The organism is Chryseobacterium populi (assembly GCF_000282115.1).
GTDB lineage: Bacteria > Bacteroidota > Bacteroidia > Flavobacteriales > Weeksellaceae > Chryseobacterium > Chryseobacterium populi.
In genome coordinates, this window is the sequence record NZ_AKJY01000002.1 from 97,576 (window position 1) to 121,339 (window position 23,764).

Annotated in this window: 37 protein-coding genes; 7 read left to right on the forward strand and 30 right to left on the reverse strand. The window is 37.0% G+C overall.

The genetic code is table 11. The features are described from left to right. Positions 1 to 23: 23 nt before the first annotated feature. Positions 24 to 1,880 (reverse strand): glycoside hydrolase family 35 protein, encoded by a 1,857-nt coding sequence (locus PMI13_RS00460; RefSeq protein ID WP_007839467.1) that lies wholly within the window; start codon positions 1,878 to 1,880, stop codon positions 24 to 26. Between the two features lie 65 nt (positions 1,881 to 1,945). Here PMI13_RS00460 and PMI13_RS00465 point away from each other — a divergent pair, with 65 nt between their 5' ends. Beyond that, positions 1,946 to 2,383: a hypothetical protein gene (locus tag PMI13_RS00465; RefSeq protein WP_007839468.1), complete on the forward strand. Its 438-nt coding sequence runs from the start codon at positions 1,946 to 1,948 to the stop codon at positions 2,381 to 2,383. Between the two features lie 163 nt (positions 2,384 to 2,546). On the opposite strand, the gene rplQ is transcribed toward PMI13_RS00465, so the two are convergent. The 29 genes from rplQ to PMI13_RS00610 all read right to left on the reverse strand — a co-directional run bounded on the left by rplQ (position 2,547) and on the right by PMI13_RS00610 (position 17,379). Then, a complete protein-coding gene (gene rplQ / locus PMI13_RS00470; RefSeq protein ID WP_007839469.1) occupies positions 2,547 to 3,074 on the reverse strand; it encodes a 50S ribosomal protein L17 in 528 nt (175 codons plus the stop codon). Between the two features lie 6 nt (positions 3,075 to 3,080). Then, positions 3,081 to 4,076: a DNA-directed RNA polymerase subunit alpha gene (locus PMI13_RS00475; protein ID WP_007839470.1), complete on the reverse strand. Its 996-nt coding sequence runs from the start codon at positions 4,074 to 4,076 to the stop codon at positions 3,081 to 3,083. 33 nt (positions 4,077 to 4,109) lie between these two features. Further along, complete coding sequence (gene rpsD, locus PMI13_RS00480) at positions 4,110 to 4,718, reverse strand: 30S ribosomal protein S4 (RefSeq protein ID WP_007839471.1); 609 nt, start codon at positions 4,716 to 4,718, stop codon at positions 4,110 to 4,112. 19 nt (positions 4,719 to 4,737) lie between these two features. Continuing rightward, a complete protein-coding gene (gene rpsK, locus PMI13_RS00485; RefSeq protein ID WP_002983263.1) occupies positions 4,738 to 5,127 on the reverse strand; it encodes a 30S ribosomal protein S11 in 390 nt (129 codons plus the stop codon). Between the two features lie 12 nt (positions 5,128 to 5,139). After that, positions 5,140 to 5,517 (reverse strand): 30S ribosomal protein S13, encoded by a 378-nt coding sequence (gene rpsM, locus PMI13_RS00490; protein ID WP_007839478.1) that lies wholly within the window; start codon positions 5,515 to 5,517, stop codon positions 5,140 to 5,142. Between the two features lie 9 nt (positions 5,518 to 5,526). Next, positions 5,527 to 5,643 (reverse strand): 50S ribosomal protein L36, encoded by a 117-nt coding sequence (gene rpmJ, locus PMI13_RS00495; RefSeq protein WP_007839480.1) that lies wholly within the window; start codon positions 5,641 to 5,643, stop codon positions 5,527 to 5,529. 110 nt (positions 5,644 to 5,753) lie between these two features. Further along, positions 5,754 to 5,969 carry a translation initiation factor IF-1 gene (gene infA, locus PMI13_RS00500; RefSeq protein ID WP_002983257.1) on the reverse strand — a complete coding sequence of 72 codons (216 nt, stop codon included), beginning with the start codon at positions 5,967 to 5,969 and terminating at the stop codon, positions 5,754 to 5,756. Between the two features lie 3 nt (positions 5,970 to 5,972). Beyond that, the gene (gene secY, locus PMI13_RS00505) at positions 5,973 to 7,352 is read right to left on the reverse strand and encodes a preprotein translocase subunit SecY (protein ID WP_007839488.1); all 1,380 of its coding nucleotides are present in this window, start codon (positions 7,350 to 7,352) and stop codon (positions 5,973 to 5,975) included. 9 nt (positions 7,353 to 7,361) lie between these two features. Next, positions 7,362 to 7,811, reverse strand: a complete 450-nt coding sequence (rplO, locus tag PMI13_RS00510; RefSeq protein WP_007839491.1) for a 50S ribosomal protein L15 — start codon at positions 7,809 to 7,811, stop codon at positions 7,362 to 7,364. Between the two features lie 19 nt (positions 7,812 to 7,830). Next, positions 7,831 to 8,007: a 50S ribosomal protein L30 gene (gene rpmD / locus PMI13_RS00515; RefSeq protein ID WP_007839493.1), complete on the reverse strand. Its 177-nt coding sequence runs from the start codon at positions 8,005 to 8,007 to the stop codon at positions 7,831 to 7,833. Positions 8,008 to 8,018: 11 nt separating this feature from the next. Beyond that, positions 8,019 to 8,540 (reverse strand): 30S ribosomal protein S5, encoded by a 522-nt coding sequence (gene rpsE / locus PMI13_RS00520; RefSeq protein WP_007839495.1) that lies wholly within the window; start codon positions 8,538 to 8,540, stop codon positions 8,019 to 8,021. Between the two features lie 19 nt (positions 8,541 to 8,559). Continuing rightward, positions 8,560 to 8,913, reverse strand: coding sequence for a 50S ribosomal protein L18 (gene rplR, locus PMI13_RS00525; RefSeq protein WP_007839497.1), 354 nt, complete (start codon positions 8,911 to 8,913; stop codon positions 8,560 to 8,562). A gap of 15 nt (positions 8,914 to 8,928) precedes the next feature. Further along, positions 8,929 to 9,474 (reverse strand): 50S ribosomal protein L6, encoded by a 546-nt coding sequence (rplF, locus tag PMI13_RS00530; RefSeq protein WP_007839498.1) that lies wholly within the window; start codon positions 9,472 to 9,474, stop codon positions 8,929 to 8,931. A gap of 17 nt (positions 9,475 to 9,491) precedes the next feature. Further along, on the reverse strand, positions 9,492 to 9,890 hold the full coding sequence (rpsH, locus tag PMI13_RS00535; RefSeq protein ID WP_007839500.1) for a 30S ribosomal protein S8: 399 nt from the start codon (positions 9,888 to 9,890) through the stop codon (positions 9,492 to 9,494). Between the two features lie 145 nt (positions 9,891 to 10,035). Further along, on the reverse strand, positions 10,036 to 10,305 hold the full coding sequence (gene rpsN / locus PMI13_RS00540) for a 30S ribosomal protein S14 (RefSeq protein WP_007839501.1): 270 nt from the start codon (positions 10,303 to 10,305) through the stop codon (positions 10,036 to 10,038). A 3-nt stretch (positions 10,306 to 10,308) separates the two neighbouring features. After that, the gene (rplE, locus tag PMI13_RS00545) at positions 10,309 to 10,860 is read right to left on the reverse strand and encodes a 50S ribosomal protein L5 (protein ID WP_007839502.1); all 552 of its coding nucleotides are present in this window, start codon (positions 10,858 to 10,860) and stop codon (positions 10,309 to 10,311) included. A 13-nt stretch (positions 10,861 to 10,873) separates the two neighbouring features. After that, positions 10,874 to 11,200: a 50S ribosomal protein L24 gene (rplX, locus tag PMI13_RS00550; protein WP_007839503.1), complete on the reverse strand. Its 327-nt coding sequence runs from the start codon at positions 11,198 to 11,200 to the stop codon at positions 10,874 to 10,876. Between the two features lie 22 nt (positions 11,201 to 11,222). Continuing rightward, positions 11,223 to 11,591 carry a 50S ribosomal protein L14 gene (rplN, locus tag PMI13_RS00555; RefSeq protein WP_007839504.1) on the reverse strand — a complete coding sequence of 123 codons (369 nt, stop codon included), beginning with the start codon at positions 11,589 to 11,591 and terminating at the stop codon, positions 11,223 to 11,225. Next, positions 11,591 to 11,848, reverse strand: coding sequence for a 30S ribosomal protein S17 (rpsQ, locus tag PMI13_RS00560; RefSeq protein WP_034669456.1), 258 nt, complete (start codon positions 11,846 to 11,848; stop codon positions 11,591 to 11,593). The genes rplN and rpsQ overlap by 1 nt, the downstream gene beginning before the upstream one ends. An 11-nt stretch (positions 11,849 to 11,859) precedes the next feature. Further along, on the reverse strand, positions 11,860 to 12,048 hold the full coding sequence (gene rpmC / locus PMI13_RS00565; RefSeq protein WP_007839507.1) for a 50S ribosomal protein L29: 189 nt from the start codon (positions 12,046 to 12,048) through the stop codon (positions 11,860 to 11,862). A 12-nt stretch (positions 12,049 to 12,060) separates the two neighbouring features. Beyond that, positions 12,061 to 12,486 (reverse strand): 50S ribosomal protein L16, encoded by a 426-nt coding sequence (gene rplP / locus PMI13_RS00570; protein ID WP_007839509.1) that lies wholly within the window; start codon positions 12,484 to 12,486, stop codon positions 12,061 to 12,063. Positions 12,487 to 12,564: 78 nt separating this feature from the next. Then, the gene (gene rpsC / locus PMI13_RS00575) at positions 12,565 to 13,299 is read right to left on the reverse strand and encodes a 30S ribosomal protein S3 (RefSeq protein WP_007839510.1); all 735 of its coding nucleotides are present in this window, start codon (positions 13,297 to 13,299) and stop codon (positions 12,565 to 12,567) included. A 7-nt stretch (positions 13,300 to 13,306) separates the two neighbouring features. Further along, entirely contained in the window at positions 13,307 to 13,705 is a 399-nt protein-coding gene (rplV, locus tag PMI13_RS00580; protein WP_007839512.1) for a 50S ribosomal protein L22, read from the reverse strand. Between the two features lie 2 nt (positions 13,706 to 13,707). Then, positions 13,708 to 13,986 carry a 30S ribosomal protein S19 gene (gene rpsS / locus PMI13_RS00585; RefSeq protein WP_002983209.1) on the reverse strand — a complete coding sequence of 93 codons (279 nt, stop codon included), beginning with the start codon at positions 13,984 to 13,986 and terminating at the stop codon, positions 13,708 to 13,710. A 2-nt stretch (positions 13,987 to 13,988) separates the two neighbouring features. Then, on the reverse strand, positions 13,989 to 14,810 hold the full coding sequence (gene rplB, locus PMI13_RS00590) for a 50S ribosomal protein L2 (protein ID WP_007839515.1): 822 nt from the start codon (positions 14,808 to 14,810) through the stop codon (positions 13,989 to 13,991). A 22-nt stretch (positions 14,811 to 14,832) separates the two neighbouring features. After that, the gene (gene rplW / locus PMI13_RS00595) at positions 14,833 to 15,123 is read right to left on the reverse strand and encodes a 50S ribosomal protein L23 (RefSeq protein ID WP_007839518.1); all 291 of its coding nucleotides are present in this window, start codon (positions 15,121 to 15,123) and stop codon (positions 14,833 to 14,835) included. Between the two features lie 3 nt (positions 15,124 to 15,126). After that, complete coding sequence (rplD, locus tag PMI13_RS00600) at positions 15,127 to 15,756, reverse strand: 50S ribosomal protein L4 (protein WP_007839519.1); 630 nt, start codon at positions 15,754 to 15,756, stop codon at positions 15,127 to 15,129. Then, positions 15,747 to 16,373 carry a 50S ribosomal protein L3 gene (rplC, locus tag PMI13_RS00605; protein WP_007839520.1) on the reverse strand — a complete coding sequence of 209 codons (627 nt, stop codon included), beginning with the start codon at positions 16,371 to 16,373 and terminating at the stop codon, positions 15,747 to 15,749. Before rplC ends, rplD begins: the two co-directional genes overlap by 10 nt. Before the next feature lie 241 nt (positions 16,374 to 16,614). Continuing rightward, a complete protein-coding gene (locus PMI13_RS00610; RefSeq protein ID WP_007839521.1) occupies positions 16,615 to 17,379 on the reverse strand; it encodes a DeoR/GlpR family DNA-binding transcription regulator in 765 nt (254 codons plus the stop codon). A 117-nt stretch (positions 17,380 to 17,496) separates the two neighbouring features. On the opposite strand from PMI13_RS00610, the gene PMI13_RS00615 reads away from it, so the two are divergent. From PMI13_RS00615 to PMI13_RS00640, 6 genes are all read left to right on the forward strand, one after another. After that, positions 17,497 to 19,095, forward strand: a complete 1,599-nt coding sequence (locus PMI13_RS00615; RefSeq protein ID WP_007839522.1) for a glycerol-3-phosphate dehydrogenase/oxidase — start codon at positions 17,497 to 17,499, stop codon at positions 19,093 to 19,095. A 10-nt stretch (positions 19,096 to 19,105) separates the two neighbouring features. Continuing rightward, a complete protein-coding gene (gene glpK, locus PMI13_RS00620) occupies positions 19,106 to 20,602 on the forward strand; it encodes a glycerol kinase GlpK (RefSeq protein WP_034669478.1) in 1,497 nt (498 codons plus the stop codon). Positions 20,603 to 20,622: 20 nt separating this feature from the next. Next, a complete protein-coding gene (locus PMI13_RS00625) occupies positions 20,623 to 21,354 on the forward strand; it encodes an MIP/aquaporin family protein (protein ID WP_007839524.1) in 732 nt (243 codons plus the stop codon). Between the two features lie 15 nt (positions 21,355 to 21,369). Next, entirely contained in the window at positions 21,370 to 22,170 is an 801-nt protein-coding gene (locus tag PMI13_RS00630) for a hypothetical protein (protein ID WP_034669458.1), read from the forward strand. A gap of 167 nt (positions 22,171 to 22,337) precedes the next feature. Continuing rightward, a complete protein-coding gene (locus PMI13_RS00635) occupies positions 22,338 to 22,751 on the forward strand; it encodes a hypothetical protein (protein WP_007839527.1) in 414 nt (137 codons plus the stop codon). Further along, a complete protein-coding gene (locus PMI13_RS00640) occupies positions 22,751 to 23,725 on the forward strand; it encodes a hypothetical protein (protein WP_007839529.1) in 975 nt (324 codons plus the stop codon). Before PMI13_RS00635 ends, PMI13_RS00640 begins: the two co-directional genes overlap by 1 nt. Positions 23,726 to 23,764 lie beyond the last annotated feature (39 nt).

Genomic DNA, 23,764 nt, shown 5'->3' on the forward strand with positions numbered 1-23,764 from the left:
CATTTTAACTATGAAAGTTTCAACTATTTCACAAGCTGATCCAAAATCGGGTGATCAATACTGTTTATGGAGCTGCTGCCTTCAAAAATCTGTTCAAAAATCTGAATACCATTTTTTCCTTTTTTCAGCCATACTCCCGGAACATATAAGGTTTGCTGCGGACCGGCTTTGCTCCAGTATCTTCCGATATTCCTTCCGTTTATAAAAACAATTCCTTTTCCGAATTTCCGCATGTCGAGAAAAGTATCTCCGGTTTCATCGAGTTTAAATTCAGCTTCACTTATTACCGGGGAATTATTCGCGATATCTTTTTGCTGGTACTTATGCTTTGGAAACTGATCAAAAGGCAAAGGAAACATTTCCCAGTTTCCTGAAATCTCACTCCCATTAATGATTACCGGACTGATAATTCCTTTTAAATTATGAACAATTTCAGCGCCGTAGTTGATCCTTCCCATATTTTCAACTAGTATTTCCAGTCTGTCTCCGGCTTTGATTTCAATATCGAGATCATATTTTTTGTTAACCCTGTTAAGTTCTCCTTGCCAGCGTTCATTAACATAAACATTCGCATAATCTCTCAGCCCTTTTATTTCCAGTTTTCCTTTCTGATCTTTGTTAAATTTCCGTCTGTACATTATATACCCGTTTCCGATATTAAGATCTTCAAACGTCAGAGGTTGATTATGAATAATAGGTTTTTGCTGCTGAATAACATCAAAGAGAGAGTTTATTTTTGTGAACTTAATTTCCGGAATAGTGATCACCTTCATCGGTTTTGGAACTTCCGGGAGACGCTGCCGATTAATTTTCTGAAAAATATCTCTTAGGGCATTAAATTTAGGAGTCACCCAGCCGGCCTCGTTGATGGGAGCATCATAATCATAGCTCGTAAGATCCGGCTGAATATCATGGTTTTTATCATAATTGGCCCCACTTGTAAAACCGAAATTTGTTCCTCCATGAATCATATAATAATTAAATGAAATTCCATTTTTAATGTACAATTCTGTTTGCTTCACGACATCTTCCGTTGAAACTTTCACGAATGGTTCTGCCCAGTGATCGAGCCAGCCCGGGTAATATTCTGCAACCATATACGGGCCTTTTCCGTTATTAAATTCATTGATCTTTTTCCTGAGATTATCAACATCTCCTTCTCCGTTTGCAGTCGGCAGAGCCCCTTCAATGGAACCTTCCTTAAAAAGCCAGCTTCCGTCCGAAGTAAAAAACGGAACTGTAATTCCGGATTTTACGAGAAAATCTTTTATTTTATGACTGTACTTTTTGTGTTGTTCTAATGAAATATCCTTACGTTGGGCCACATAAGATCCGAATTCATTTTCAGCCTGAACCATAATAACCGGTCCGCCATTGTTAATCTGTAACGGAATAATCTGTTTTGCCAGCTCATTGATATAATTTTCACACTGCTTGAGAAATGCTTTATTATCCGTTCTTATTTCTAAATTTTTATCTTTCTGCAGCCACCACGGATACCCGCCAAACTCCCATTCTGCACAAACATATGGCCCCGGACGGATGATTACATACAAACCCGCTTCCTGTGCTGTTTTTATAAACTTTTTTAAATCTTTCTCTCCGGAAAAGTTCCATTTTCCAGGTTCTTCCTCATGATAATTCCAAAAAACATAGGTTGTGACCGTGTTTAGCCCCATCGATTTCATCATTTGCAGCCGGTGTTTCCAATATTCAGAAGGAACTCTCGGATAATGCATCTCTCCGGAATAGATGGTAAACGGTTTTCCGCTTAATAAAAAGTGGCCATCCTTAATTTCAAAATTTCCTTTTTGAGAATACAGTAAATTAATAGAGAAAAAGGAAAGAATTATGTATAAATATTTGCAAAAAGATTTCATATTATAGCATGATTTTTGTAAAATTAAAGAATAAAAATCAAGCTCAACATTAAACTTAAAAAATCATGAAAAAAAGTCTCTTAGTACTGAATGCCGTATTTGCACTGACAGTGATCAGTTGTAATAAATCGAGTGAAAGCGGAAACAAAAGTGTCGTGAAATTTGATACTTCCGAAACATCAGTTATTAATAATAACGGAAAAATGGATACTATAACTACAGGTTCATCAATGACTGAAGTGAATGGCCAGAAAACCGAAAAGAAAGATCATGTTTATAAGGCAAGTGACGGAACCTTAGTAAAAGTAGTTTTTGAAACAACACCAAAAGAGAGTACTGTTGCTATTACAAGCAACAAAAAAACTTTCACTCTGAAAAAAACGGAAACAAAAGGAAGCGAAACCATTTACAAAAAAGATGATATGACCGTAAGGGTAAAAGGGGACAGCCTTCACCTTGAGCAGGGAAATAATGTGATTGAGCTGAAGAAAACAAAGATCTGATAAATTAAATTATCATATAAAATTAATGTTATAGTTTTATGCATTAAAGTATGAATATAAAAACGATAACAATCTAATAGTTAAAAATAAAGACACACACTATAAAATAAAAATAAAAAACCATCCGGAATCCGGATGGTTTTTATGTATATCTGAATGAATATTATTCTTCAGTTTTTTCCTCAGTAGAGTCAGCTGCTTCTGCCTTAGGCTCTTCAACTTTTTCTTCTACTTCAGGAGTTTCAGCAACTACAGCTTCTGCTTTTTTAACAGTTGTAGCTCTTCTGCTTCTTCTCGTAGCTTTTTTCTCTTCAGCATTAGGATTGTAAAGTTCGTTGAAATCAACCAGCTCGATAAGAGCCATATCAGCAGCATCACCCGGTCTGAAACCTGTTTTGATGATTCTTGTATAACCACCGTTTCTTTCAGCGATTTTAGGAGCTACTGTTCTGAATAGTTCAGTAACTGCCTCTTTATTTTGAAGATATGAAAAAACAATTCTTCTGTTGTGTGTAGTATCTTCTTTTGCTTTTGTTAATAGAGGTTCAACATATACTCTTAAAGCTTTTGCTTTAGCTACAGTAGTGTTGATTCTTTTATGCTCAATTAGAGAACAAGCCATATTAGAAAGTAAAGCACTTCTGTGAGAAGCTGTTCTTCCTAAGTGATTGAATTTTTTACCGTGTCTCATTATTAATTATTTATCAGCGTCTAACTTATATTTTGCAACGTCGAAACCGAAGTTAAGACCTTTTGAATGCACTAATTCTTCTAGTTCTGTCAAAGATTTTTTACCAAAATTTCTGAATTTCATCAAATCAGACTTACTGTAAGAAACCAATTCTCCAAGAGTTTCTACTTCAGCAGCTTTAAGGCAGTTAAGAGCTCTCACTGAAAGATCCATATCTGCTAATTTAGACTTAAGAAGTTGTCTTGTATGAAGCGTTTCTTCGTCGTATTGGATAGATGCTTTTACAGCTTCCGTTTCAAGAGTGATTCTCTCATCAGAGAACAACATGAAGTGATAAATTAATATCTTAGAAGCTTCTGTTAAAGCATTTTGAGGGCTGATGGAACCATCAGTTTCTATATCTAATACAAGTTTTTCGTAGTCTGTTTTTTGCTCTACACGATAATTTTCAATGCTGTATTGTACTTTCTTAATTGGCGTGAAAATAGAATCAATAGCAATAGTACCTACCGGTGCATTGTTTGATTTATTTTGTTCTGAAGGAACATAGCCTCTCCCTTTTTCTATATTGAAAGTAATTTCGAAAGTTACATCACTGTTTAGGTTACAGATCACTAAATCCGGGTTAAGAACCTCGAATCCGCTTACTGATTTTCCTAAATCTCCAGCAGTAATAATCGTTTGACCTGAAACTTTAGCAACTACCTGCTCGTTGGCCTGGCCTTCTGCTGCAGCTTTTAATCTTACCTGCTTAAGGTTAAGAATAATTTCGGTAACGTCTTCGATTACTCCTGGAATAGTTGAAAATTCGTGCTCTACACCTTCTATTTTGATAGATGAAATAGCGTATCCTTCCAGAGAAGAAAGCAACACTCTTCTCAAAGCATTACCGATTGTAAGCCCGAAACCTGGTTCTAATGGTCTGAATTCGAATTGACCTTTAAATTCATCAGAGTTAAGTAAAATTACTTTATCGGGTTTTATGAATTGTAAAATTGCCATATTATTGGGTTGAGCAAAAATTTGATTAAAAAATTATTTAGAGTAAAGTTCGACGATAAGTTGTTCCTTGATGTCTTCCGGAATCTGGATTCTTTCAGGAGCAGATACGAAAGTACCTTCTTTTTTCTCATCGTTGAATTGTAACCACTCATAGTTTGCTTTAGAAGCTAATGCATCAGAAACCACTTCAAGAGATTTAGATTTTTCTCTTACAGCGATTACATCACCAGCTTTTACCAAATACGAAGGGATGTTCAGAATTTCTCCGTTCACAGTAATGTGTCTGTGAGAAACCAATTGTCTAGCAGCAGATCTTGTTTTAGCAAAACCTAGTCTATACACTACGTTATCCAGTCTGGATTCGCATAGTTGTAATAGAACTTCACCTGTTACACCTTTACTTCTGTGTGCTTTATCGAATAAATTAGCAAATTGTCTTTCTAAAATACCATAAGTATATTTAGCTTTTTGCTTTTCAGCTAACTGAACTGCGTATTCAGATTTTTTAGCACCTCTTCTTTTGTTAGGACCGTGTTGTCCTGGCGGTTGGTTTTTTCTTTTCTCGAAGTTTTTATCATCTCCGTAGATTGCAGCACCAAACTTTCTAGCAATCTTAGTTTTAGGTCCAATATATCTTGCCATAATGGGTAAATTCTAAAAATTAAACTCTTCTTCTTTTTGGTGGTCTACAACCATTGTGTGGCATAGGAGTCACATCAATGATTTCACTAACTTCAATACCTGAGTTGTGAATAGATCTGATAGCAGATTCTCTACCTGCACCAGGACCTTTTACAAACACCTTTACTCTTCTTAAACCAGCTTCGTGAGCTACAGCAGAGCAATTTTCAGCTGCCATCTGAGCAGCGAAAGGAGTATTCTTTTTAGAACCTCTGAATCCCATTTTACCGGCAGATGCCCAAGAAATTACTTCTCCGTTTTTATTTGTCAAAGAAATAATAATATTATTGAAAGACGCCTGGATGTGAGCTTCACCAATAGCCTCTACTTTTACTTTTCTTTTTTTAACTACTTTAGTTTGTTTTGCCATAATTCCTAACGATTATTTACTTGCTTTTTTCTTGTTAGCAACAGTTTTTCTCTTTCCTTTACGGGTTCTAGAGTTGTTTTTCGTTCTCTGGCCTCTTAAAGGTAATCCTAGTCTGTGACGTATTCCTCGTTGGCATCCTATGTCCATCAATCTCTTGATGTTCAATTGCACTTCAGATCTAAGCTCTCCTTCTACTTTTACGTTTTCAGAGATATAAGTTCTGATTGCAGCCAATTCATCGTCATTCCATTCGTTGACTTTCTTGTCTTCGCTGATACCGGCAGCTTTAAGGATTTCAGAAGAAGTACTTCTTCCAACTCCGTAGATGTAAGTTAAACCGATAACGCCTCTTTTGTTTTTTGGTAAATCAATACCTGAAATTCTCGCCATAATTTAATGTTAACCTTGTCTTTGTTTAAATTTTGGGTTTTTCTTGTTGATTACAAATAGTACACCTTTTCTGCGTACGATTTTGCAATCAGCACTTCTTTTTTTAATTGATGCTCTAACTTTCATTTGAAATATTTATTTTTTTTTATTTTCAAATGGAATCTGTGATTTCATTTGAAAATATTTATTTTTAACAATAGCCAAATGGAAACCCGAAGACTCCATTTGGCGGTTGTTTAATATCTAAATGTAATCCTCCCTTTTGTTAAATCATAGGGAGACATTTCTAGTTTTACCTTATCACCAGGTAAAAGTTTAATATAATGCATTCTCATTTTACCGGAAATATGAGCGATAAGTATATGCCCATTTTCTAGTTCTACACGGAACATGGCGTTCGAAAGTGCTTCCACAATCACGCCATCTTGTTCAATATGTTTTTGTTTCGCCATAAATTAATATCCAGTCGTTCTTGATAATTTAGACTGCATTAAGCCATCATAATGATGATTCAGCAGATAAGTATTAATCTGTTGAACAGTATCTAAAATTACTCCAACCATAATCAATAGTGATGTTCCCCCGAAAAATAGGGCAAACGCATCTGTCTGAACAAAGCTTCCATGCACAATTGCCGGAAGGACTGCAAAGATAGATAAAAAAATTGCACCTGGCAAGGTAATTTTTGATAAAATATCATCTAAATAATCAGCAGTTTCTTTACCGGGTCTTACCTTCGGTACTAAACCTCCATTTCTCTTCAAGTCATCAGCCATTTGGTTTACCGGAATTGTAATCGCAGTATAGAAGAATGAGAAGATAATAATTAATAGGGCAAACAATACATTGTACTGCCAGCTAAAAACATTCTTGAAACCTGCAAGAAAAGTATTAGACTCATCGAACTTGGTCAATAAGCCAGGTACGAACATCAATGCCTGGGCAAAGATGATCGGCATTACACCGGCAGCATTCACTTTCAATGGAATCCACTGTCTTGCTCCCTGCATAAGATTTCTGTTTACACCTCCTCTCGCCTGAGCTCTGCTTACATACTGGATAGGAATTTTTCTAACAGCAACAGATAATACCACTGCCAATAAAACAACCAACATCCAGAATATTACTTCAATAAGGATCATGATAGATCCCATTCCTCCTTTTCCGTTCTGCACGGCCATTTCCTGTACAAATGCTTCCGGTAGCCTGGATAAGATACCTACCATAATAAGGATAGAAATACCATTTCCTATTCCTTTGTCGGTAATCTTTTCACCTAGCCACATTGCAAATACTGAACCTGCTACCAGGATTACAATACTTGGCAACCAGAACATAATAGAGTTTGGCTCTACATAGTATGCAGACTGGAACTGAGCATATGGTAAAAATAATTGAGTAATAGAGGTTAAATAAGAAGGTGCCTGTACTAAACAAACTCCAATCGTTAACCATCTGGTAATCTGATTCAATGTATTTCTACCGGACTCTCCATCTTTCTGAAGCTTCTGAAGATAAGGAATAGCCATTCCCATCAACTGAACAATAATAGAAGCAGAAATATAAGGCATAATCCCTAACGCCATTACGGAAGCGTGGCTGAAAGCTCCCCCCGTAAACGACGAAAGCAAGCCAAGGAGACCTGCTCCTTGCTTGTTACCGCCTTGATTTTTATAATGCTCTAAGAGATCTCCCACCTCTGCAAGGTTAATTGCAGGAAGAGAGATATAAGATGCGAATCTATACACAAGGATAATACCTAAGGTAAAGAGAATTTTTTCTCTTAATTCTTTTAGGGTCCAAATATTCTTAAGGGTTTGTATAAATTCTTTCATTAGTTACTATTATAAGGTAATTGCTTTTCCACCTGCTTTAGCAATAAGCTCTTCAGCAGATTTAGTGAATTTGTCAGCAGAGATTGAAACCGCAGATTTCAATTCTCCTCTACCCATAATTTTCACTAATTCGTTTTTAGTAGCTAAACCGTTTGCTACCAAAACTTCTTTCGTAATTTCTCCTGTGATAGATTTATTTTCGATTAAAGTCTGGATAGAATCAAGGTTGATAGCTCTAAACTCTTTTCTGTTTACGTTTTTGAATCCGAATTTAGGTAATCTTCTTTGTAAAGGCATCTGACCTCCTTCAAAACCGATCTTCTGAGAATAACCAGCTCTTGCTTTCTGTCCTTTATGTCCTTTTGTAGCAGTACCTCCTTTTCCGCTACCTTGCCCTCTACCAATTCTTTTAGAATTATGAGTTGCACCTGCAGCAGGTTTTATGTTGTTTAAATTCATTTTAAATTTTTTTAAAAAATTATTTTTGAACTTCAAGTAAATGACTAACTGCAGCTATCATCCCTAAAATAGACGGTGTAGCTTCGTGTTCTACAACTTGGTGAAGTTTCTTAAATCCTAATGCTTCAAGCGTTCTCTTTTGGGTTTTTGTTCTTCCAATAGCGCTTCTTACTTGCTTTACTTTAATTGTTGCCATTGTTTTATTTATTAACCGTTAAACACTTTAGTTAGAGAAACTCCTCTCATTCTTGCAATTTCTTCAGGTCTTCTGATGTCTAACAATGCTTTGAAAGTAGCCTTTACTACATTGTGAGGGTTAGAAGATCCTTTTGATTTTGAAAGGATATCGTGAATACCAGCAGATTCCAATACCGCTCTTACCGCACCACCGGCGATAAGCCCTGTACCGTGAGAAGCAGGTCTTAAGAAGATATCTGCACCACCGTATCTGGCAGTAGTTTGGTGAGGAATTGTGTGATTCATTACAGGAACTTTCACAAGGTTTTTCTTAGCGTCTTCAACTGCTTTAGCAATTGCAGAAGCAACCTCTTTAGATTTCCCTAAACCGTAACCGATAACTCCTTCTTCGTTACCTACAACTACGATAGCAGAAAACCCGAAAGCTCTACCTCCTTTAGTTACTTTTGTTACTCTGTTTACAGCTACGAGACGATCTTTTAATTCTAATCCTCCCGGTTTTACTCTTTCTATATTATCTAGTCCTAACATATTTTCCGAAATTTAATGATTAGAATTTAAGTCCTCCTTCTCTCGCACCATCAGCTAAAGCCTTAACTCTACCGTGGTATACGAATCCGTTTCTATCAAATACAATATTTTCGATTCCTGCAGCGATAGCTTTAGCAGCGATAGCTTTACCAACGGCAGCAGAAACTTCAATCTTAGTACCTTTAGCGTCAACTCCTTTCTCTCTTGAAGAAGCTGCTACTAAAGTTTTACCATCTTTATCGTCGATTAACTGAGCGTAAATTTCCTTATTACTTTTGTATACAGATAATCTTGGCAATTCAGAAGACCCGGAGATTTTCCCTCTTACTCTTCTTTTTATTCTTATTCTTTTTTCTAATTTACTTAATGCCATAATACTTATAATTTATTAAGCAGATTTACCAGCTTTACGTCTAACATTTTCACCAACGAATCTCACACCTTTTCCTTTGTACGGCTCAGGCTTTCTGAATGAACGGATCTTTGCCGCTACCATTCCAAGAAGTTGCTTATCGTAAGACGTTAAAGTAATAATTGGGTTTTTACCTTTTTCAGTCAATGTATCTACTTTCACTTCGCTAGGAAGTTCTAAAACGATACCGTGAGAGAATCCTAAAGCCAACTCAAGTTTCTGACCTGAGTGAGAAGCTCTGTATCCTACTCCTACTAGTTCAAGTTTCTTTTCGAAACCTTCTGATGCACCAACAATCATGTTGTTGATCAACGCTCTGTATAAACCGTGAAGCGCTTTGTGTTGTTTAGAATCAGACGGTCTGCTTACAGTAAGCTCACCCTCTTTCTGTTCTAAAGTAATTCCTTCTGTAAGCTCCTGAGAAAGTTCTCCTTTAGGACCTTTTACAGTTACCACACCTTCTTTTTCAGTGATTGTAACTCCAGCGGGAATTGTTATAATTGCTTTACCAATTCTTGACATTTTCCTTTGATTAAAAATTAATAAACATAGCAGATTACTTCACCGCCTACTTTCTCTTCTCTAGCTTTCTTATCAGTCATTACTCCTCTTGAAGTAGAGATGATAGCTACACCCAAACCGTTAAGTACTCTTGGAAGCTCAGTTGAACCTTTGTACTGTCTTAAACCTGGTCTTGAAGCTCTTTGGATAGACTTAATAGCAGGTTTGTTGGTTTGTTTGTCATACTTTAAAGCGATTTTGATTGCTCCCTGAACAGCGTTATCTTCAAACTTGTAGTTTAAAATATACCCCTGATCAAATAAGATCTTCGTAATCTCCTTTTTGATTTTCGATGCAGGAATTTCCACCACTTTGTGGCCTGCGCTTTGTGCGTTCCTTACTCTTGTTAGGAAATCTGAAATTGGATCTGTTACCATTTTTCTATTTTAAAATTATTGGTTAAAGACAATCAGTATTGAAGGGACTTGAAGATTAAAATATCAGACTTCAGAAAATCTTAGGTCTGATATTTTTATTCTTTAGTATCCAGACAACTTAATTGTCCCGATTAATTAGTAATTATTACCAACTGGCTTTTTTAACTCCCGGGATAAGACCGTTGTTTGCCATTTCTCTGAAAGTTACTCTGGAAATACCAAACGTTCTCATGTATCCTCTTGGTCTACCTGTTAGTTTACATCTGTTGTGTAATCTTACAGGAGAAGCATTTTTAGGTAATTTCTGAAGTGCTTCATAATCACCAGCTTCTTTTAAAGCCTTTCTTTTGTCAGCGTATTTAGCAACTAGTGCTTCTCTTTTGCGCTCACGCGCTTTCATTGATTCTTTAGCCATTTCTTAGTTCTTTTTAAATGGTAAACCGAAGTGAGTTAATAATGCTTTAGCTTCTTTATCTGTTTTCGCAGTGGTAACGAAAGTGATGTCCATCCCTTGGATTTTTTTCACTTTGTCGATTACGATCTCAGGGAAGATAATTTGCTCAGTAATACCTAAGTTGTAATTACCTCTACCGTCGAAACCATCAGCTTTGATACCAGAAAAATCTCTAATACGTGGCAATGCAGAAGAAGTCAATCTATCTAAGAACTCGTACATTTTGTTAGCTCTAAGAGTAACCTTAGCACCTACAGGCATACCTTTTCTTAATTTGAAAGCAGCTTCATCCTTTTTAGAAATAGTACCTACAGCTTTTTGCCCGGTAATATTTGTAAGTTCTTCAACAGCATAGTCAATGATTTTTTTGTCTGCAGTAGCATCACCTAAACCTTGAGATAAGATGATTTTTTCTAATCTAGGTACCTGCATTACAGATTTGTACCCAAATTCTTCCATCATTGCAGGAACAATTGTTTCTTTATATGCTTTTTTGGGTCTTGCTATATATTCCATGTGTTATTTAAAATTATAAAGTTTCACCCGTTTTTTTATCAAATCTTACTTTCTTATCTCCTTCAGTTCTGTAACCTACTTTGATAGCTTTTCCGTCTTTACCAACTAAAGCTATGTTTGAGATATGAATAGAAGCTTCTCTTTCTACAATTCCTCCTTGAGGATTTGAAGCTGAAGGCTTAACGTGCTTTTTGATGATGTTAAGTCCTGCAACGATTACTCTAGGGTCTTTTCCTTCTTTTTTGATCACTTCAATAACTTCACCAGTCTTACCTTTGATATCTTTCTTACCAGTAGTAATGATTACGTTATCTCCTCTTTTTATTTTTAACTTTGACATTTTTTTTTAAAAATTTTTAAAATTAAAGTACTTCAGGAGCTAATGAAATGATTTTCATATATTCTTTGTCTCTCAACTCACGGGCAACCGGTCCGAAAACACGGGTTCCTCTCATTTCTCCTGCTGCGTTTAGTAATACACAAGCATTGTCTTCGAATTTGATGTATGAACCATCTTTTCTTCTCACTGCTTTTTTAGTTCTTACTACTACAGCTTTAGATACCTGACCTTTTTTAGCGTTTCCTGATGGTGTAGAATCTTTGATCGTAACTACGATTTTATCACCAACTGAAGCATATCTTCTTCTGGTTCCTCCCAGAACTCTGATTACCAATACTTCTTTAGCACCAGTGTTATCAGCAACTTTTAATCTTGATTCTGTTTGTAACATTACTTAGCTTTTTCAATGATTCTTACTAATCTCCATCTTTTATTCTTGCTCAAAGGTCTAGTTTCTTGAATAAGAACTGTATCTCCTTCTGTGCATTCGTTGTTCTCGTCGTGTGCAGTATATTTTTTCGTTTTTAATACGAATTTACCGTACATCGGGTGCTTTACTCTCGTCGTCTCACTTACAACAATGGTCTTTTCCATTTTATTGCTGGAAACTATTCCGATTCTTTCTTTTCTTAAGTTTCTTTCCATAATGTATGAAAATCTTATTGTTGTTTAGTAGTTAACTCTGTATTTAATCTTGCGATTGTTTTTCTCAAATCTCTGATTTGAATCGGGTTCTCAACTGGGCTGATTTTATGAGCCAGGATCAATTTTGAATATTGAGCTTTAGCTTCAGCTAGTTTAGTTTGAATATCTCCCGCGCTTAAATTTTTAATATCAGCTTTTTTCATTGTATTCAAAGATTATAGAGGTTTAACAAAATCATTAGCAACTATAAATTTGGTCACTACCGGTAATTTTTGTGCAGCAAGTCTTAATGCTTCTTTAGCGATTTCGTAAGGTACACCTCCGATTTCGAACATAATTTTACCTGGTTTTACTACAGCTACCCAATATTCCACGGCACCTTTACCTTTACCCATCCTTACTTCGGCTGGTTTTTTAGTAATAGGCTTATCCGGGAAGATTTTGATCCATAGTTGACCTTCTCTCTTCATATATCTTGTAGCAGCGATACGTGCAGCTTCAATTTGTCTTGCAGTGATCCAAGCACCTTCTGTTGCTTTGATTCCGAAAGTTCCATAAGCAAGTTGATTACCTCTCTGAGCAATCCCCTTCATCTTCATCTTATGAACTCTACGGAATTTGGTTCTTTTTGGTTGTAACATAATTTCTTAAATTTTAGATTTTAGAATTTAGATTTTAAAAAAGTAACGGTCATTTAAAAACTATCCTCTAAAATTTTATTAATTATTTTTTTTATCTCTTGAAGGTCTTCTGTTATCTCTATCTCCTCTGTTTCCACCTCCTGAAGGTCCTTTTTTCTGTTGTCCTACTAAAGGAGAAAGTTCTCTTTTACCGTAAACTTCACCTTTCATAATCCAAACTTTCACCCCAAGCTTACCATATTGAGTCAATGCTTCACCAATATGATAATCGATATCAGCTCTGAAGGTAGACAAAGGAATTCTTCCGTCTTTGAAAGATTCGCTTCTTGCCATTTCAGCACCATTCAATCTACCGGAGATCTGAACTTTGATACCTTCTGCACCCATTCTCATTGTACCTGCCATTGCCATTTTAACAGCTCTTCTGTAAGAAATTCTGTTTTCAATTTGCTTAGCAATGCTATCAGCTACCAATACTGCATCAAGCTCAGGTCTTTTGATTTCGAAAATATTGATCTGAATATCCTTTTTTGTAAGTTTCTTCAATTCTTCTTTTAACTTGTCAACTTCCTGACCTCCTTTACCGATGATAAGTCCCGGTCTAGCAGTAGTAATAGTAACTGTTACTAATTTTAATGTTCTTTCAATATATATTTTTGAAATTCCACCTTTAGATAATCTAGCTTCAAGGTATCTTCTGATTTTGTAGTCTTCAGCGATTCTGTCTCCATAATCGTTTCCACCAAACCAGTTAGAATCCCATCCTCTGATGATACCTAATCTGTTACCAATTGGATTTGTCTTCTGTCCCATACCTTGATTAATTTTCTTTATTACCTAAGATTAATGTAACGTGGTTAGATCTTTTTCTGATTCTGTACCCTCTACCTTGCGGAGCTGGTCTTAGTCTCTTCAATTGTCTTGCACTATCCACGAATATTTCTTTAACGATAAGGTTAGCTTCTTCGATATCCGCACCTTCGTTTTTAGTCTGCCAGTTTGCCATAGCAGAAAGAAGTAATTTCTCTAACTTGTTAGATGCTTCTTTTTTAGAATATTTTAGGATATAAAGAGCTTTATCTACCTGCTCTCCTCTAATGATATCAGCAACTAATCTCATTTTTCTTGGAGAAGACGGGCAATTGTTTAATGAAGCTTTTACAACGTCTTTGTTAGCTTCTTTTCTTGCGATTGAACTATCTTGTTTTCTTGATCCCATGATTATCTGCTTCCTTTGTTTTTATTACCACCATGACCTCTGAAAGATCTTGTTGGAGAAAATTCGCCTAACTTGTGACCAACCATGTTTTCTGTAACGTAAACAGGGATAAAAGATTTCCCGTTGTGTACAGCAATAGTTTGTCCTACGAAGTCCGGAGAGATCATCGATGCTCTAGACCAAGTTTTGATAACTGTCTTCTTACCAGACTCTATATTTGCCTGAACCTTCTTATCTAAAGTATGATGAATGAACGGTCCTTTTTTAAGTGATCTTGCCATAATTATTTTCTTTTAGATACGATGTAACGGTTAGACACTTTGTTTTTCTTTCTAGTTTTGTAACCTTTAGACGGCATACCGTTTCTAGATCTTGGGTGACCTCCTGAAGAACGTCCTTCACCACCACCCATCGGGTGATCTACAGGGTTCATTACTACCGCTCTTGTTCTTGGTCTTCTACCTAACCATCTGCTTCTACCAGCTTTACCTGATACAGTTAATTGGTGATCTGAGTTGGAAACTGATCCAATCATTGCCATACATTCAGTAAGGATCATTCTGGATTCTCCTGAAGGCAATTTGATGATTGCATATTTACCATCTCTTGAAGTTAATTGAGCTGAAGAACCAGCACTTCTTGCTAAAATTGCCCCTTGACCAGGTTTCATTTCAACACAAGAAATTACAGTACCCAATGGAATGTTTTTCAATTTCATTGCGTTACCTACGTTTGGTTCTACGCTTTCACCTGAAACTACTTTCTGATCTACTTTGATACCGTTTGGAGCGATGATGTATCTCTTCTCTCCGTCAGCATACTCTAATAAAGCGATAAATGCAGTTCTGTTTGGATCGTATTCTACAGTTTTTACCGTAGCTTCAACGTTAGCTTTGTTTCTTTTGAAGTCGATAATTCTGTATTTCTTTTTGTGTCCACCTCCGGTGTAACGCATGGTCATTTTACCTGTTTGGTTACGTCCACCTGACTTTTTAATACCAACTGTTAGAGATTTCTCTGGTTTGTTGGTAGTAATTTCCTCAAAATTGTTTACAATTCTGAATCTCTGTCCCGGGGTGATAGGTTTTAATTTTCTAACAGACATTACTATTATTTATAATTAATAATTAATTTACAGCAAAAATGTCGATTACTTCTCCTTCAGCAAGAGTGATAACCGCCTTTTTCAATTTGTTTGTCTTTCCTACTTGAAGACCTTTTTTAGTGTATTTCGAAGAAACCTTCGGAGCATAAATCATTGTTCTAACGTCTGCTACTTTTACACCGTAAGCTTCTTCCACAGCTTTTTTAATCTGGATTTTATTCGCCTTAGTATTTACTAAGAAAGAATAAGCACCTCTTAAATCCGTAAGATAGTTAGCCTTTTCTGAAATAACTGGTTTAATGATAACTGACATGACTTATTTCTTTAAATTTTCCTGGAATTTTTCAACGGCACCTTCTAAGAAAATGATCTCACCTGCATTTATTAAGTCATATGAACTGATTTCGTTAAAGTTCATTACTTTAGTTTTAGGTAAGTTTCTTGAAGATAAATATACATTCTTGTTAGCTTCAGGAAGTACGAATAAAGACTTCTTATCATTTAATGCCAATGCATTTAAGATCGTGATGAAATCTTTAGTTTTAGGAGCGTTTAAGCTCATATCTTCCATTACTCTGATGCTGTTGTCTCTCATTTTCTGAGATAAAACAGATTTCTTAGCTAATCTCTTAAGAGCTTTGTTCAATTTGAATCTGTAGTCTCTTGGTTTTGGTCCGAATACTCTACCTCCACCTCTGAAAGTTGGAGATTTGATATCACCATATCTGGCAGAACCGGATCCTTTCTGCTTCTTAAGTTTTTTAGTAGAAGCAGTGATTTCGCTTCTTTCTTTTGCTTTATGAGTTCCTTGTCTTTGTGCAGCAAGGTACTGTTTAACTTCTAAGTAAACCGCGTGCTGATTTGGCTCAATTCCGAATACTGTTTCGTCTAGAGTTACTTTTCTTCCGGTCTCTTTTCCTGATGTATTTAATACTACTAGTTCCATTTTCTGATAATTACATAAGAATTTTTAGCTCCCGGAACAGCACCTTTTACTACTAAAAGATTTTGTTCTTGATCCACTTTTAACACTTGAAGGTTTTGAACAGTTACCTGCTTACCTCCCATTCTACCCGCCATTCTCATTCCTTTGAATACTCTCGAAGGATCCGATCCAGCACCGATAGAACCCGGAGCTCTAAGTCTGTTGTGCTGACCATGAGTAGCTTGCATTACACCTCCAAAGCCATGTCTTTTAACAACACCCTGGAAACCTTTACCTTTTGAAGTTCCTGTTACGTCAACATATTCACCTTCAGCAAATAAATCAACTTTTACTTCTTCTCCTACTTTCACTTCATCAACAAATTCTCTGTAGAATTCTACCAATTTAGCTTTAGGAGCAGAACCAGCCTTTTTAAAATGGCCAGCTAACGCTTTACCAACGTTCTTTTCACTCTTGTCATCGAAACCCAATTGAACTGACTTGTAGCCGTCCTTTTCTATGGTTCTGACCTGTAAAACCGAGCATGGGCCTGCCTGAATAACTGTACAAGGAATGTTTTTTCCTTCTTCGTTAAACAAAGACGTCATACCGATTTTTTTACCAATAATACCTGACATTGTTTATATTATAATAAAATTTATCCTTTATTTATCATCATTTTCAGGAAGTCTGAAGTAATTTCTACTTTTGATATAGGCATACTACGCCCCTAAAATGAGTGTGCAAATGTATGAATAATTTTACAACTGACAAATATTTCCAGCAAAATATTTTGATTTTTAATGAATTAGGTAATTTCAAAAAAATAAAGTTGAAATTTTAGAAAATCTTTTTGATTTCTTCGAAAAAATTACACGACTATTTTGAAATGACACTCACTCCTGCCTCTTCAAGTCTGATTTTATCTTCCTCCAGAATATCATTATCCGTAATCAGATAATCTATTTTATCCAGAGAAGCGATTTTCCCGAAGCCCTTTTTATTTAATTTGGAAGAATCTGCAAGTATAACTACTTTTTCAGAACATCCGATCATCAGCTGATTCAGATGGGCTTCGGCAGCGTTTGATGTACTGATCCCGAACTCCATATCAATCCCGTCAACTCCAAGGAATAATTTGTTACATGAAAACTGTCTTAAAATCGTTTCGGAAATAGAACCTACAATGGAAGTAGAACTCTTCCTTACCTCACCGCCCAGCTGAATGATATTAATATTAGGGTTATTGCAAAGCTCAAGAGCAACTCTTAAAGAAGAAGTAAGAACGGTAAGCGGCCCAAAATTCTTAAGCATCCGGGCAAGATAGTGCATGGTAGTCCCTGAAGCAAGAATAATACAATCATTTTCATCAATAAGCTGTAACGCAGCTTTTGCAATATTCTGTTTGGCCTCTACATTGATATTTTCTTTTTCATCGACATTCCTTTCATAGGCATATCGCACATGCTTACTGGCACCGCCATGATTCCGGAAAAGCAGTCCCAAGCTTTCCAGGTAGTTCAAATCCTTCCGGATCGTAACTGAAGAAACATTAAATTTTTCGCACAGCTCCTGCACAAGAACATAGTCTTTTTCATCCAATACCTTTAAAATATCATTATGCCGGGCTATTAGCTTTTCCATTGTATTTGTTTCATCAAAAATATCATTTTTTTTCGACTTTTTAAAAATTTCATTTATTTTCTTTTTAGTTTCATTTTTAATTTATACATTTGAAAACGAAACATAAACGAAACTTTTATGAAACGAAATGAAGAACTAAAAAAATTAGCCGAAACTCAGGAATGGGATTTTATTGTTATAGGTGGTGGAGCGAGTGGCTTAGGTTCAGCATTGGATGCAACAAGCAGGGGATTTAAAACATTATTGATAGAATCCCATGATTTTGCAAAAGCAACCTCCAGCAGAAGCACGAAACTTGTACATGGGGGCGTAAGGTATCTTGCACAGGGCGATATCGGGCTTGTAAAAGAAGCTTTGAAAGAAAGAGGCCTGCTTGCAAAGAATGCAGCCCACGTAGTAAAAAACCAGTCATTCATCATACCTAATTACACTTGGTGGGGCGGTATCTATTATAAAATAGGATTATCTATCTATGATTTTCTGGCAGGGAAGCTAAGTCTCGGAAGAACACAATATATCAGCAAATCCAAGACAATCGGTAAACTTCCCACGATAGAACAGAAAAACCTGATGAGTGGTGTAGTGTATCAGGACGGACAGTTTGATGACGCCCGCCTAGCGATCAACCTGGCACAAACAATTATTGAAAAAGGAGGTAGTGCCATTAATTATCTGAAAGTAATAAACCTGATTAAAAATGATTCAAATAAAATAACAGGCGTCATTGCTGAAGATCAGTTCACCCATAAGCAATACGAAATACATACGAAGGTAGTAATCAACGCAACCGGGGTTTTCACCAATGACATTCTGAATATGAATAATCCCAAGCATGGCAAATTCGTTGTTCCAAGCCAGGGGATCCACCTGGTACTAGATAAATCTTTTCTGAAAAGTGACGATGCCATCATGATTCCAAAAACGTCAGACGGAAGGGTTTTGTTTGTGGTTCCGTGGCATGACAGGGCTTTAGTGGGGACAACTGATACTTTATTGGAAAACGAAAGCTTTGAACCGAGGGCTTTAGAACAGGAAATTAATTTTGTTCTGAATACGGCAAGGCAATATCTCTCAAAAAAACCGACCCGGGAAGATGTAAAATCTGTATTTGCAGGGCTCAGGCCCCTCGCTGCACCAAAAGGAGAAGGTAAAAACACAAAAGAGGTTTCCAGAAGCCACAAAGTGATTACATCAGACACCGGGTTAGTTTCAATTATTGGCGGAAAATGGACAACCTACCGTAAAATGGCGGAGGACACCATCAATAAAGCCATGGAAATTCATAAAATGAAAACTGTACCGTCATCTACCGAACATCTGTCCATCCATGGTAATGTAAAAGCAGAACAGGTGGACAGAAGCAGTCATTTATATGTTTACGGATCTGATATTCCCGCTATACAGTCTTTACAAAACGAAAATCAAAAGTATGCAGAAAGAATTCACCCGGATCATCCGTTTACAGTAGCCGAAATCATATGGGCCGTACGGAACGAAATGGCTGAAACAATAGAAGATGTTTTGGCCAGAAGAGTCCGTATGCTGTTTCTGGATGCCAGAGCAGCAATAGACTGTGCTCATCATGTCGCAGCAATCATAGCTGAGGAAAGAGGGCTTAGTCCGGAATGGGCACATCAACAGGAAAAAGAATTCATTGAATTGGCAAAGGGTTATTTACTGACTCCATATTCTCCTAAAACAATCAATCTAAATTAATATGCACGATATGAGTGGAAAATTAATTCTTGCTTTAGATCAGGGCACGACTTCCTCTAGAGCTATTTTATTTAATCACAGCGGAGAAATAGAATATATTTCTCAAAAGAGTTTTGAACAGATATTTCCTACTCCGGGTTGGGTAGAGCATGACCCTAATGAAATATGGTCTTCCCAGATTTCCGTAGCGGCAGAGATTATTGCAAAAGCAGGCATTTCCGGATTGGAGGTTGCTGCAATCGGCATCACCAATCAACGGGAAACTACTGTAGTATGGGATAGAGAAACCGGAGAGCCCGTGTACAATGCAATAGTCTGGCAAGACAGAAGGACTGCCAAATATTGTGACTCATTGAAAGAAGAAGGCCATGCCGATATGATCAAAGAAAAAACAGGTCTCGTTTTGGATGCATATTTTTCAGCAACAAAACTGAAATGGATTCTTGATCATGTAGAAGGAGCAAGGGAAAAAGCAGAAGCAGGAAAATTATGTTTTGGCACCGTTGATACATGGTTGGTTTGGAAACTTACCCGCGGAAAAATGTTTATCACCGATGTTTCCAATGCCAGCAGAACCATGCTTCTGAATATTCATACTTTGGATTGGGATAATGATCTGTTACAGTTATTCAATATTCCGAGAGCAATCTTACCAGAAGTGAAACAAAGCAGTGAAATTTACGGAGAAACAGCCACGACCCTCTTTTCCACCAAAATTCCGATCGCCGGCATTGCAGGAGACCAGCAGGCAGCATTGTTCGGGCAGATGTGTACTACACCGGGAATGGTAAAAAACACATACGGAACGGGTTGCTTCCTGTTAATGAACACAGGAAAAGAAGCTGTAGCCTCTAAAAATAACCTGCTTACAACTGTTGCATGGAAAATCAACGGAGAAATTAATTACGCGTTAGAAGGAAGTGTATTTGTAGGCGGTGCCGCTATACAATGGCTGCGAGACGGCTTGAAATTAATTAATACTGCTGAAGAAATAAATGACCTCGCTCAAACTGTAGAAGATAATGGCGGAGTATATTTTGTTCCGGCTTTGACAGGTTTAGGAGCCCCTTATTGGGATCAGTATGCAAGAGGAACGATTGTAGGAGTTACCCGCGGAACTACAAATGGGCACATCGCCAGAGCTACTCTGGAAGGAATCGCATTTCAAGTATATGATATTGTAAAAGCCATGGAAGCAGATTCCGGGAGAGCCAGCCTTGAGCTGAGAGTTGATGGTGGAGCTTCCGCAAGTGATCTTTTAATGCAGATACAATCGGATCTATTCGGGTTTAAAATTACAAGACCGAAGACACTGGAAACAACTGCATTAGGAGCGGCGTATCTTGCTGGCCTTGCCGTAGGGTACTGGAAAAATATTGATGAGATCCAGTCCCAATGGATCATAGACAAAGATTTCCATCCTAAGCTGGAAAAAGAGAAGACAGACCGCATGATCCATTTATGGAAGAAAGCAGTTACACGTTCTCAAAACTGGATCGAAGATTAACCATTTTACACAAAATACATATGACTCCATTTATAGCAGAAATAATCGGCACAATGCTTATGATATTATTAGGCAACGGTGTTGTAGCCAATGTCGTTTTAAAAGGTACAAAAGGAAATAATTCCGGATGGATCGTGATTACCACAGCCTGGGCATTAGCCGTTTTCGTGGGCGTTACCGTTGCAGGGCCAATAAGCGGGGCCCATCTGAACCCCGCTGTGACACTCGGTCTGGCCATTGCAGGAAAATTTTCCTGGGAGCTCGTTCCATCATATATTGCCGCCCAAATGATCGGGGCTTTATCAGGGGCATTTTTAGTATGGCTGTTTAATAAAGATCATTTTGCCATTACAGAAGATGAAGGGGCAAAGTTAGCCTGCTTCAGTACCGGTCCGGCCATCAGAAAAACATCTTCCAACCTGATCAGTGAAATTATAGGAACTTTCGTTCTGGTATTCGTGATCTTTCATTTTGCAGATCCCAGTATTTCTTTACATACTGATTCTACAGCAAAAGTAGGCCTGGGTTCTGTGGGTGCACTTCCGGTAACCTTATTGGTTTGGGCAATCGGTTTATCCCTGGGAGGAACTACCGGATATGCAATTAACCCGGCACGTGATCTGGGACCGAGAATTATGCACGCCCTTCTTCCGGTAAAAGGAAGCAGCGACTGGAGCTATGCATGGATTCCTGTCGCAGGCCCTGTTCTTGGAGCAACTTTAGCAGCACTACTCTATGGTGTTTTAAATTAATCACAAAAAAAATCAATGAAAAAATTTTCGATAATAATATGCCTGGCAATGCTGGGCACAGGAGATCTTTTTGCCCAGGACAGCATAAAAACCAAAGAAGGGAGATTAGATTTTACCGCCAACATCCAGAATAATCACCTGTGGAGAGGATTGATTATTACAGACAAACCGGTGGTTATGGGAAACCTTTCTTATGCCCTTGATGCAGAAAAGAAATGGAAAGTCGGATTGTGGGGAGCCTCTTCCCTCACCGATGATAAAGACGGTACCCACTACAAAGAGATCAATTATTATGTTCAATATTCGGACGGGCGTTTGTATATCGGGTTATGGGATTTATTTAATTCCAGGAATATTAATACTGAAGTTGCTTCTGATGATATTTTCAACTATTCAAACAGAAAGACAGCCCATATTATTGATTTAAGAACCAACTATACTTTCGGGCCTTCATTTCCGGTCAATATCGAAGCTGATATTATGCTTTATGGCGGGGCAAATGCAGGAGAAGTGGTTTTAGAACCTGACGGAAGCTACAAAAAGAATAAATATTCAACTTATGTACAGGCCAGCTATCCTGTGATAAAAGATGAAAAAGTGAATTTAGATGCCTTTGTCGGCGGCGGGTTTGCATTGAATGACAGAAACTTCCTTTATGGCAGCGGGAAAAACAGTTTTGAAATTGTCAATGTAGGTCTGAAAGCCAGTAAAGCCATTAAATTTTCCGAACATTACAGCCTTCCTGTATTCATGACGGCCATGTGGAATCCGGCTAACAAATATGCCAGGATACAGCTTGGAGCGACTGTATTTTAAAAATATAATTTAAAAAAATTCAATTAACCATTCCGTTCCGGGATGGTTTTATTCTGTTGATGACCCAGGCTTAAGTTCTATCCTTTCCAAAAAGTTTCCTGAAAAAAAAACACCGGGTTTTTACGGTTTAATTTTTGCTGGGATATTTTTAATTTTGAATAAAAAATATGAAAAAGATTTTCAGCCTCCTTATTCTATGCATCAGTCTTTTGTCTTTTGCCCAGTCTAAAGCTCCTTTTACAGGAAAAAGAACTTTCAATATCATTGAAGGATACAGTGGTACCGGAACTCCGGCTTATTATCTTGAAGTAAAGAAAAACGATGATGTCTATTTCGGATTTGTACAGGTAAACCAGGCAAGCGGTGAGGAAACTTCTGAGGAAATCAATGCCGGAAAATACAATCCTAAAGTGATGAAAGTATATTTCAAAACCTATAATGAAACTCTCTACGTAAAATTCGATAAGGAAAAAATCTACCTTACCGACGAAAAAGGCAATATTCAAAAATCGGAAGACTGCTGTTCTGTTTCGGAGATGGATAAAGGAGACTGTACCTGTGAAAGTGCATTTTACCAATAATGAAAATCCTACGATTTTTATTTCTCTTCCTTTTGGTTATTTCATGTAAGAAAGAAGATCATCCGTACACATTTTATTACTGGAAAACCCATCTTGCCTTAAATCAGGAGGAGAAAAAAACCTTAGATCAGTCTACAACGCCTTATTTATATACCCGGTTTTTTGATGTGAGTAAAGCCGGTGGGAAATTTCAGCCGGTTGCAGTCATTACCAAAGATCAAAGCTTTACTACAGATAAAAAGATTGTTCCCACGGTTTTCATTACCAACCAGACTTTCCTCAATATTTCTGCTGATGAAATCAGGTTTCTGGCCGAAAGCATTGACCGTTTAATCCGGAAGAAAACAGCAGAATATCATCTGAAAACAAATAATGAAATTCAAATTGATTGTGACTGGACTGCCGGAACCCATCATGATTATTTTAAATTTTTAAAGGAACTGCAGAAAGTTTCGGGAAAAGAAATCACCTGCACTCTTCGTCTTCATCAGGTAAAGGATAAAAACCTTACCGGAATCCCACCCGTTAAAAAAGTATACCTGATGTGCTACTCCACTTCTTCACCTTTGGAAAGCTCTGATGAAAACTCAATTTTAGAAGTCAATACATTGAAAAGTTATCTTTCAAAGCTGGAAGAGTATCCTATTCAGCAAATCGAAGTCGCTTTACCAATTTACTCATGGGGAATTGTCACCAACCATCTGGGAAAGCATAAGCTGATCAATGCATTATCTGAAAAAGACCTGAAAAATCCTGATTTTAAAAGAATTTCTAAAAATGAAATTGAAATTCTGAAAGATGGATTCTATTTCGGGAATTATTTGAATAAAGGCTTTACCATAAAAGTTGAAGAGATTTCTGATCAGCAGCTGGAAGATATTGTTCATTTTTTAGAGAAAAAAATACCTCATTTTAATATCATTTATTACCAATTAGATAGTAAATTTGTTGTAGATCAGAAGTTTAATTTTTAATTGAAACACAAATAATATAAATTCCTATACGAATTACAA